Annotated in this window: 4 protein-coding genes; all 4 read left to right on the top strand. The window is 72.0% G+C overall.

All coding sequences use genetic code 11. The annotated features are described in order from the left end of the window. Nucleotides 1–619 (top strand): hypothetical protein (locus G3N92_RS31595; RefSeq protein ID WP_206131465.1); only part of this gene is annotated, 619 nt, incomplete at its 5' end. 464 nt (nt 620–1,083) lie between these two features. Beyond that, nucleotides 1,084–2,334, top strand: coding sequence for a ligase-associated DNA damage response exonuclease (locus tag G3N92_RS31590; RefSeq protein ID WP_206131464.1), 1,251 nt, complete (start codon nt 1,084–1,086; stop codon nt 2,332–2,334). Continuing rightward, nucleotides 2,331–4,013 (top strand): ATP-dependent DNA ligase, encoded by a 1,683-nt coding sequence (locus tag G3N92_RS31585; protein ID WP_206131463.1) that lies wholly within the window; start codon nt 2,331–2,333, stop codon nt 4,011–4,013. The genes G3N92_RS31590 and G3N92_RS31585 overlap by 4 nt, the downstream gene beginning before the upstream one ends. Next, nucleotides 4,010–4,199, top strand: a 190-nt coding sequence (locus G3N92_RS31580; RefSeq protein ID WP_206131462.1) for a hypothetical protein, incomplete at its 3' end; no start/stop codon positions are given. The genes G3N92_RS31585 and G3N92_RS31580, both read left to right, overlap by 4 nt.

The following is a 4,199-nucleotide window of genomic DNA, read 5'->3' as shown; positions in this document are numbered from 1 at the left end:
GGCGGCGGCCACGTCGGACGGCACCCCGGCCGCGACCACCGACGACGCCAGCACCGGCGCGTCGGGCGGTGCACCGGGCGCGGCGGGTATCACCAACAACGCCGGCGGCGTGCCGCAGGCCGCCGCGACGAGCGGCGTCAGCCCCGATTCGGTCAAGGTCGTCAACACCGGCACCGGCGACGACAAGACCTTCAACGTGACCAACGACACGAACCGTCCGGAGTCGTTCACGTACTCGGTTCAGGGCCAGAACAAGGGCACCATCACGCTGCAACCGGGCGAGACGGGCAGCTTCAAGGCCAGCTCGGCCGACATCGGCGTGCGCATCTCGCCGTCGGACGCGAACGGCAACACCAAGCCGAACGAAGTGCTGTACGAAGACGGCGGCGCAGACAACGGCCAGGCTGCCGGTGCGGGCAACCCCGACATCAGCAAGGTCGACGGCAACAAGGATTTCGGCGGCAACGCCACCAACATGACCGTCACGATGTCGAACGGCGGCAAGGCCGGCGACGGCGACGCGATCCATGCCTACGCCAACCCGACCGACGACGCGGCTTCGATGGGCCTCGCCGGCAACACCAGCAAGACGGCCAACATCGTGCTGTCGGACGCTTAAGCGGCGCCTCGAACGCGCACAACGATTTCACACCCCGCCGGGTTCGCCCGGCGGGGTGTTGTCGTTTTTGCGGGCGAACCGGATGAGTGGCGGCGATCGGCGTGTCGGCTGGACTGCCGGCGCCCGGAACGATCTTCCAATCCCGGCAGGTTCGTCAGGCGAGGCGTTGCCGTTGCGTGCACCTCGATCGGACGAGCGGCAACGTCCAGCGCGTTGACCGAAGCGATGGTAGGTTGGGATGTCGAGTCCGCCGCGATGGCAATCGCGGCGAGCGAATCAGGCCCGGCGTGCGATGCGTCCCCGCGCAGCCTGGTGCCGTGGCGCGGCATGCGAGGCCGCCGCGTGGCATGGCCCGCCAGCCGCGCCATGGCCTGCGATCCGGTGCGCTTCGGCGGCCCGGTTGCGGCGGGAACGAATCTGGCTCGCTCTCGACGTGATCCTTCCCCGACGCCCCCAGGAGACGCGTGGACACCTCATCCGATCTGATCGTCGCCCGCCCCGAAGGGCTGTACTGCCCGGCCGGCGATTTCCACATCGACCCGTGGCGGCCCGTCGAGCGCGCCGTCATCACGCATGCGCATGCCGATCACGCGCGTTTCGGGCATCGCCGCTATCTGGCCGCGCAGCCGGGCGTGGGCGTGCTGCGCTCGCGCCTGCCCGACATCGACGTGCAGGCGCTGCCGTACGGCGAGCCGTTGACGATCGGCGGCGCGCGCGTGTCGCTGCATCCGGCCGGCCACGTGCTCGGCTCGGCGCAGGTGCGCGTCGAGCACGCGGGCCGCGTGTGGGTGGCGTCCGGCGATTACAAGGTCGAGCCCGATCCGACCTGCGCGCCGTTCGAACCGGTGCGCTGCGACACGTTCATCACCGAATCGACGTTCGGCCTGCCGATCTACCGCTGGGAGCCGGCGCCGGTGATCTTCGCGGGCATCGACGCGTGGTGGCGCCATAACGCCGCCGAAGGCCGCGCCTCGGTGCTGTTCTGCTATGCGTTCGGCAAGGCGCAGCGCGTGCTGGCCGGCATCGACCGCGGCATCGGCCCGATCTTCTGCCACGGCGCGGTCGAGCCGCTGAACCGCGCGTATCGGGACGCGGGCGTCGATCTGCCCGAGACGCGGCTCGTCAGCGACATTCCCGCACGCGACAAGGCCGCGTTTCGCGGCGCGCTGATCGTCGCGCCGCCGTCCGCGCAGGGCAGCGCATGGATGCGCCGCTTCGGCGACTACAGCGACGCGTTCGCTTCGGGCTGGATGCGGCTGCGCGGCACGCGGCGGCGGCGCGGCGTCGATCGCGGCTTCGTGTTGTCCGATCACGCCGACTGGCCCGGGCTGCTGCAGGCGATCGGCGCGTCGGAGGCGGAGCGCGTGATCGTCACGCATGGCCAGATCGAACCGATGGTGCGCTGGCTCAACGAGCAGGGGCTGGAGGCCGACGCGTTCTCGACCGAGTACGGCGACGAGGCGGCGGAGGGCGAAGGCGCGCCCGAGCGGCAGTCCGAACCCGCGAGCGGCGGCGCGCCGGACGGCGGACTCCAGGCCGGATTGCAAGCTGCGTCGCGAGCCGAGCCGACGGTCGAGCCTCAAGCCGCATTGCCGGCCGCGTCGCAAGCCTCGTCGCAAGCCGCGTCGCGAGCCGACCCGCAAGCCGACCCGCAAGCCGACCCGCGAGCCGACCCGCGAGCCGACCCCGCGCCGCCCTCGGACGCCCGCCGATGAAACGCTTCGCGACGCTTTACGCCGCGCTCGACGCGACCACCTCCACCCACGTCAAGCTCGACGCGCTGGTTGCCTATTTCTCGGCCGCCGCGCCCGAGGACGCCGCCTGGGCCGCGTATTTCCTGGCCGGCGGCAAGCCGCGCCAATCGGTGCCGACGCGCCTGCTGGCCGATTGCGCGCGCGAGCGCGCCGGGCTGTCCGAATGGCTGTTCGAGGAGTCGTATCAGGCGGTCGGCGATCTGGCCGAAACCATCGCGCACGTGCTGCCGCCCGCCGCGCGCGAATCGTCGCTGGGCCTCGCGCAATGGATCGAGACGCGTGTGCTGACGCTGCGCGGCGTCGAGCCGGACGTGCTGCGCGCGCGCCTCGTCGATTACTGGGACGAACTGAACTGGAACGGGCGCTTCCTGCTGACCAAGCTGATTGGCGGCGGATTTCGCGTCGGCGTGTCGCGGCAGCTCGTGGTGCGCGCGCTCGCGGCGGTGGCGGGCGTCGATCACAAGCGCATCGCGCAGCGCATGGTGGGCTGGACCGATTCGCGGCAGGCGCCCGACGCCGCGCGCTATCTGCGCCTGATCGCACCCGACACCGGCGACGCTGGCGGCGCGCCGCACGAAAGCGAACTCGGCCTGCCGTATCCGTTCTTCCTCGCGCATCCGTTGCAGGCCGATCCGGCCACGCTCGGCCCGATCGGCGATTGGCTCGTCGAATGGAAATGGGATGGCATCCGCGCGCAGCTCGTCAAGCGGGCGGGGCGCGTGTGGATCTGGTCGCGCGGCGAGGATCTGCTGACCGAGCGCTTCCCCGAACTCGTCGCGCTCGGCGAGGCGCTGCCCGACGGCACCGTGATCGACGGCGAGATCCTCGCATGGGAGCCGGGCGCGGACGCGCCGCTGCCGTTCGCGCGCCTGCAGCCGCGCATCACGCGCAAGACGCTGACCAAGCGCGTCCTGGCCGATGCGCCGGCCGCGCTGCGCGCCTACGATCTGCTCGAAGCGAACGGGCGCGACCTGCGCACCGAGCCGCTCGCCGAGCGGCGCGCGCAACTGGAAGCGCTGGCGCGTGCGTTGGCGGCACCTGACGCCGGCGGCGCTGGGGCGAACGACGCCGTGCTGCGGATTTCGCCGCAAGTCGTCGCGCCCGACTGGCCCGCGCTGGCCGCGTTGCGCGAGGAAAGCCGCGCGCGCGGCGTCGAGGGGCTGATGCTGAAGGAGCGCGCGTCGGGCTACGGCGTCGGGCGCACCAAGGCGTCGGGCACCTGGTGGAAGTGGAAGACGGAGCCGTACGCGATCGACGCCGTGCTGCTCTACGCGCAGCGCGGCCACGGCCGGCGCGCGAGCCTGTACACCGATTTCACGTTCGCCGTGTGGGACGAAGCCGACGGCCAGCGCACGCTGGTGCCGTTCGCGAAGGCGTATTCGGGGCTGACCGACGAGGAGATGCGCCAGGTCGACGCGATCGTGCGGCGCACGACCATCGAGAAGTTCGGCCCGGTGCGCAGCGTGACGCCGTCGCTGGTGTTCGAGATCGGCTTCGAGGGCATTCAGGCGAGCCCGCGTCACAAGTCGGGCATTGCGGTGCGGTTCCCGCGCATGCTGCGCTGGCGCACCGACAAGTCGATCGACGACGCCGACACGCTCGACATGCTGAAGGGCTTTCTCGACGAGGTGCCGGCATGAGCGACGCGCCGGAACGATTTGAGCCGGGCGGCGAGACGGCCGACGAGGCCGCGCAATCGACGCAATCGACGCACCCGCCCGCGCCGCCCGGGGGTGGCGCGGTGCGCGCCGGCGCCCCCCAGGCACGCCGCGCGGCCGGCGCCGTCCCCGTGCGCCCGCGCGCCGCGGCGGCGGTGCGCGGGGGCG

The organism is Burkholderia sp. Ac-20379, from assembly GCF_017104645.1.
In the GTDB taxonomy this organism is placed as follows: Bacteria; Pseudomonadota; Gammaproteobacteria; order Burkholderiales; family Burkholderiaceae; genus Burkholderia.
Note: the sequence above shows the minus strand (reverse complement) of the source record. Positions and strands in the feature narration are given on the sequence as shown.

Coding starts and splice junctions, on each gene's coding strand:
- G3N92_RS31585 (WP_206131463.1), top strand. CDS start 2,331: ATGAAACGCTTCGCGACGCTTTACGCCGCGCTCGACGCGACCACCTCC.